Source organism: Streptomyces sp. NPDC054956, assembly GCF_053609185.1.
The window spans coordinates 1-5,225 of record NZ_JBSGXB010000428.1; the positions used below are offsets into that span (position 1 = coordinate 1).

General features: G+C 76.1%; 5 protein-coding genes. 3 read left to right on the forward strand and 2 right to left on the reverse strand.

What is annotated here, in order from left to right; all coding sequences use genetic code 11:
* Both ACWGDE_RS35890 and ACWGDE_RS35895 read right to left on the reverse strand, forming a co-directional pair.
* On the reverse strand, positions 1 to 210 hold a 210-nt coding region (locus tag ACWGDE_RS35890; RefSeq protein ID WP_453393266.1), incomplete at its 3' end, for a GntR family transcriptional regulator.
* Positions 211 to 344: 134 nt separating this feature from the next.
* Positions 345 to 2,021, reverse strand: coding sequence for an IucA/IucC family protein (locus tag ACWGDE_RS35895; RefSeq protein WP_453393267.1), 1,677 nt, complete (start codon positions 2,019 to 2,021; stop codon positions 345 to 347).
* Positions 2,022 to 2,139: 118 nt separating this feature from the next.
* On the opposite strand from ACWGDE_RS35895, the gene ACWGDE_RS35900 reads away from it, so the two are divergent.
* From ACWGDE_RS35900 to ACWGDE_RS35910, 3 genes are all read left to right on the forward strand, one after another.
* Positions 2,140 to 3,687, forward strand: coding sequence for an IucA/IucC family protein (locus tag ACWGDE_RS35900; RefSeq protein WP_453393270.1), 1,548 nt, complete (start codon positions 2,140 to 2,142; stop codon positions 3,685 to 3,687).
* Positions 3,688 to 3,720: 33 nt separating this feature from the next.
* Positions 3,721 to 4,377 carry a class I SAM-dependent DNA methyltransferase gene (locus tag ACWGDE_RS35905; RefSeq protein ID WP_453393268.1) on the forward strand — a complete coding sequence of 219 codons (657 nt, stop codon included), beginning with the start codon at positions 3,721 to 3,723 and terminating at the stop codon, positions 4,375 to 4,377.
* Positions 4,378 to 4,480: 103 nt separating this feature from the next.
* Positions 4,481 to 5,225: FAD-binding oxidoreductase (locus tag ACWGDE_RS35910; RefSeq protein WP_453393269.1), on the forward strand; the 745-nt coding region annotated here is incomplete at its 3' end.

Genomic DNA, 5,225 nt, shown 5'->3' on the forward strand with positions numbered 1-5,225 from the left:
GGTGACGACGAGGCCGTCCTCGCGCAGGTGCTGGAGGGCAGCCCGGATGGTCTGCCGGTTGACCTGGTAGCGGGCGGCCAGGCTGCGCTCGGAGGGCAGCTTGGCTCCGGGGGTGAGGGCGGTGCGGTCGAGCTCGTGCCGCAACGCTGCGGCGATCCGCTGGTACTTGGGCATGGCGGCCTGGCCGCCACCCCGCGAAGGGGAGGGCATGGCTTCTCCTCTGACGGGAGGTCAAGGACTGCGCGGTCTGCCCGACCAACGTAGCATTGGTCTATACCTTTAGGTGAGAGGGGTACCGGCAACCGGACCGGATTGGCCGGAACCTTCTCCCCCGCTTGGCCGGCCTACCCCCGCAAGGGGTTGGGGAGCGGCAGGTAGCGGGCGTCCGCACCGTCCGCCCTGGTCCAGCGCAGCAGCAGGTTGGTCTTGGCCGGGAGGGTCGGGGCGGCCAGCAGTGCCTCGATCTCGGGCAGCCCGTGGACCTCGTCGAAGCGCCGGAACTCCGCCCGGGCCGCCGGCCACAGGGCTCCGGCCGCCTCCGGGTGGCTCTGCGCGAGCGCACCCGCCACCTCGGTCAGGTGGTTGACCACCAGGCAGTAGACGAGGCGCTGCCAGGCGGCTCCGCGCTCCACGTCCGGCAGGAGTTTGACGCCTTCCGCGTCCCGGAAGAGCGCCTGCGCGGGCATGCCCGCGGCGTCGACGGCGACCAGGGTGTTCTGGAGGTGGGCCTCCAGGACGATGCCGTGCCGGGCGAACAGGTGGAGCACCGGCGGCACCACCTCGCGCAGGTACGCCCGCCACCACCCGACCGGGTCGGCGGTGGCCTCGAGCGGGCTGCCCGGGTAGCCCTCCGCGATCGCGGCCGCCAGCAGGGGCGTGACCCCCGGCTCCGCGTGCGCCCGCAGGCCGTCGCGGACCAGTACGGCGAGCTCCTCGAAGGCGAAGGCGGCCGTACGGTACCCGCGGTCGGGCAGCCAGGCCGCGTGCGATCCGGACCGGCGCAGGTCCGCGAAGCCGGCCTCGACCGCGGCGTCGGTGCGGCGCAGCACCAGCAGGTCGTGCCGCCACAGCCGGCGCACGTCGTTGGTGATCCGCACGTCGAGGCTGAACTTCACGAACAAGTCACCACCGGACGGGCCGGCGCCGGGAGCGGCCCCGTCCGGCAGTCCCCCGTCCGCCGGCCCGGTGTCCCCGGCGCCGCCGGGCACGTACAGGGTCCGGATCGAGGCCGTCGGCCAGACCGGCAGCCGTCCGGTCCCCAGCCGCAGCAACCGCCCGTCCGCGAAGGCCTCGCGCACCGCGGGCCGGCCCGCGACCAGATCGAGCTGCCAGGGGTGCGCGGGCAGCAGCCGGTAGCCGGCGGGCGGGAGCGGACCGCCGGCCGCCCGCGCGAGGGAGTCGATCGCGGCGGCCGCCGCGGGCCCGCCCTCCTCCACCACCTGGTCCTCGCGCAGCCCCAGGAAGACCAGCGGGAACCGGGCGTGCGCCTCGGGGGCGTACGGCAGCCAGCCCGCGGCCGGGGCTCCGCCCCGGGCCTTGGGGGCCGGGTGGTGCGGATGCCCCATCACCAGGGCCTGCTCGGAGCGGACGTACGCGTCGGATGGCGGCTGGGCCGCCGCCCGGGCGGTCAGCAGCGCGGCGACGGTCTCGCGGCTGTCGGCGATCTCCACCGGCAGCTCGTCGTTGGACACTCCGGTGTACTGGAGCAGTTCGTCGGCGACCAGTTTGACCAGCTCGGTGTGGCCGAGCGGGTGCCAGCCCTGCGCGGTGCCCAGTTCGGGGCGCACCGGCCGGCGTCCGCCCCTCACCCGCAGCAGCCGCCCACTGCCGAGCAGCCGGTGCGTGCTCCACCCGTCCGCGGCGGCGGGTCCGTCCGCCGCGGAGGACCCGGGCCCGGCGGGCTCGGCCGCCTCTCTGAGCAGGCAGTTCAACAACGGTGCGGCCGCAAGGGCATCGGCTGCGGCGCTGCGGGCAGCGTTGTCGTCGGCAGTGTCGGCGGCGTTGAGGTCCACGGATTCCATTCGGTAAAACCGGTGCGCCGGAGGTGCGCGGGGCGTACCAACGGCCGTGATCTTCAGTATCCGCGATGATGAAGTGATCATCACGTCATCCGAGAGGATCAGGGCCCTGGACCCCAGCATGCACCTCCCCGCCACCCCGGCCGAAGAGGCCGTGGCCGCCGGGCTGGCCCGCGCGGCGCAGCCGGCCGGCGCCCGGCCCGGGCTCGGCGCCGCGTACCGCGCCGCGCTCCCCGGCGCGCGCGCCGCCGTACTGACCCGGTTGTGGCGGGCGCTCGCCTGCGAACCGCTGCCGTGGATCGCGCACCGGGAACGGGGCCCGGGCGGTCTCGTGCTGCGCCTCGCCTCGGGTGCCCGGCTGGAGGGCCCCGCGGCGGACCCGTACACGACGGACCCGTACGTCACCGAACTGCTGCTCGACGGCCGCCCCTACCGGGGGGCCGCCCGGCTGGTGGCGGCGCTCGGGGTGCCGCACGGGGAGGAGTTCGCCGCCGAGCTCGACGACAGCACTGCCTCCCTCGCCCTGTCGAGGGCCGGGCAGCCGGCCGGGCCCGACACCGAGCCGCTGAGCACCTGGGAGTGGGAGCAACGGGTGGTCGACGGGCATCCGTACCACCCCAACTGCCGCTCCCGGCCGGGGTTCACCGTCGCGGAGCAGCTGGCGTACGCGCCCGAGCACCGGCCCCGGGTGACGCTCGGGCTGGCCGCCGTACGGGCCGAGGAGTGCCTGGTCGCCGGGGACTGGCCGGAGGCCTGGCGGGAGGCCGGGCGGATCCTCGTACCGGTCCATCCGTGGCAGGCCGAGCACGTGTTCAAGCAGGGGGGACCGGCCGCGCAGGAGATCCTGCCGGGTCCGGCCGCGCACCCGCTGATGGCCCTGCGCACCCTGGCCCCCGCCGACGGCGGGCCGCACGTGAAGACCGCGCTCAGCACCCGGCTCACCTCCTCGGTGCGGGACATCTCCGCCTACTCCGTCGAGACGGCCGCCGCGGTCTCCGCCTTCGCGCAGAGCCTGTCCGAGCGGCTCGACGGCCGTCTGCACATCACCCGCACCCTGGGCGCCGTCACCGCGCACACCCCGGACCTGGCCGCCGTGCTCCGCGAGCCCCCCGAGACGTACGCGGACACCGGCGCGGGCGAGCGCGTACTGCCGGTCGCCGCGCTGGCCCTCACCCCGTACGCGCGCTCCGACCCCTGGCGGGCCGGATTCGCCCGCCTCGCGCTGTCCGTGTGCCTGCGGGTGCTGGACCTCGGGGTGGCCCTGGAGGCCCACGGCCAGAACCTCCTGGTCGTGCTGGCCGCCGACGGCACGCCGCTGCGCCTGGTCTACCGCGATCTCGCCGACATCCGGATCAGCCCGGCCCGGCTCGCCCGCCACGGACTGCCGGTGCCCCCGCTGACGGGCCGGCTGATCACCGACGACGTGACCGCCCTGCGGCGCAAGCTGTTCGGGGCCCTGGTGGCCGGGGCGCTGGGCTCCACGGCCGGTTCGGCCGCCGCGCTCGCGCGGGACCTCGCGGCGGCGGCGCCGGGCCTGGAGGCCACGGCCGACACCGGGGCACTGCTGGGCGGGCCGCTGCCCACGAAGGCACTGACCCTGATGCGGCTGAGCCCCGGGATCCCGGGCGATCAGTGGGCCGAGCTGGAGAATCCGCTGGCGGGGGGCTGATTCGGGGACGGCGTCGGGCTACTGTCCAGGGGCATGGGATCGACTTCGCACCTCAACACCGTCCGGTCGTCCTACGACGCCGTCGCCGCCGATTACGCCCGGCTGCTGGCCGGGGAACTGGGGCGCAGGCCACTGGACCGGGCCATGCTGGCCGCCTTCGCGGAGTGCGTGCGCGGTGAGGAGCCGTACGGCGGGCGGGCCGTCGCCGACCTGGGCTGCGGACCCGGCCGGGTGACGGCGCACCTCGACGGTCTGGGGGTACGGGCCTTCGGCGTCGACCTGTCCCCGGCGATGGTGGCGGTGGCCCGCCGGACGTATCCGGGGCTGCGGTTCGAGGTCGGTTCGATGGGCGCCCTGGACATGGCGGACGGGGTCCTGGGCGGGGTCCTGGCCTGGTACTCCACCGTCCATACGCCGCCTTCCGAACTCGCACCGGTCTTCGCCGAGTTCGCGCGGGTGCTGGCACCGGGCGGTTACCTGCTGATCGCGTTCAAGGCGGGCGACGAGAAGAGGCGGCTGGAACACGCCTACGGGCATCCGGTCGAGCTCGACGTGTACTGGACCCCGCCCGAGCTCATCGCCGATCTGCTGGCCGGGGCCGGTCTCACCGAGACGGCCCGGCTGGTCCGGGAACCGGATCCCGACGAGAAGTCCCCGCAGGGCTTCCTGCTGGCCCGCAAGAGCGCCTGACGCCGGCCGCCGGCGCGCCCCGGTATGGGCCGTTCGGGGGGCAACTCGGCCCCCGTGGGCCCGCCTTCGCCCCGAACGGGCAAGGCGGTGGCAGGAAGGAGGGATGAGCCTCCACCGCCGCCAGGTCCTCGCGGCCGGCGCCGCCGGCGCACTCGCCTCCCTCGGCGCGGCGGGCGGGCGTGCCGGGAACCCGGACTTCGGGGCGCTGGCCCGCGCTCTCGACGGCCGGCTGGTGACGCCGGAGGACCCGGACTACGCCGAGGCCCGGCGGCTGTTCCAGCCCCGCTACGACACGGTCCGGCCCGGCGCGGTGGCCTATCCCGCGCACCCGGGGGACGTGGCCGTCTGCCTGGACTTCGCCCGCCGCTCGGCCGTCCCCGTGGTCCCGCGCGGCGGCGGCCACGGCTACGCGGGCTGGTCCACGCGCGAGGCCGGGCTCGTCGTCGACGCGGGGGCCATGGCCCAGGTGTCCGTCTCCGGGACCGACCTGCGGATCGGCGCGGGCGCCCGGATCGGCGACGTGAACGCCGCCCTCGCCGCACGGGGCCTGGCCGTGCCGGCCGGGCTGTGCCCCTCCGTCGGGATCGCCGGGCTCACCCTCGGCGGCGGGCTGGGCCCGGCCTCCCGGTCCTACGGCGCCACCGCCGACCAGCTCACCGGCGCGACCGTCGTGACCCCCGACGGGAGCGTCCGCGAGGTCGACGCCGAGCGCGACCCCGCACTGTTCTGGGCCCTGCGGGGCGGCGGGGGCGGCAATTTCGGCGTGGTCACCGGCTTCCGGTTCCGCGCCCACCCGGTCGCCGACTGCGCGTTCGCCGAGCTCCACGGGCCCCCCGACGACTCCGCCG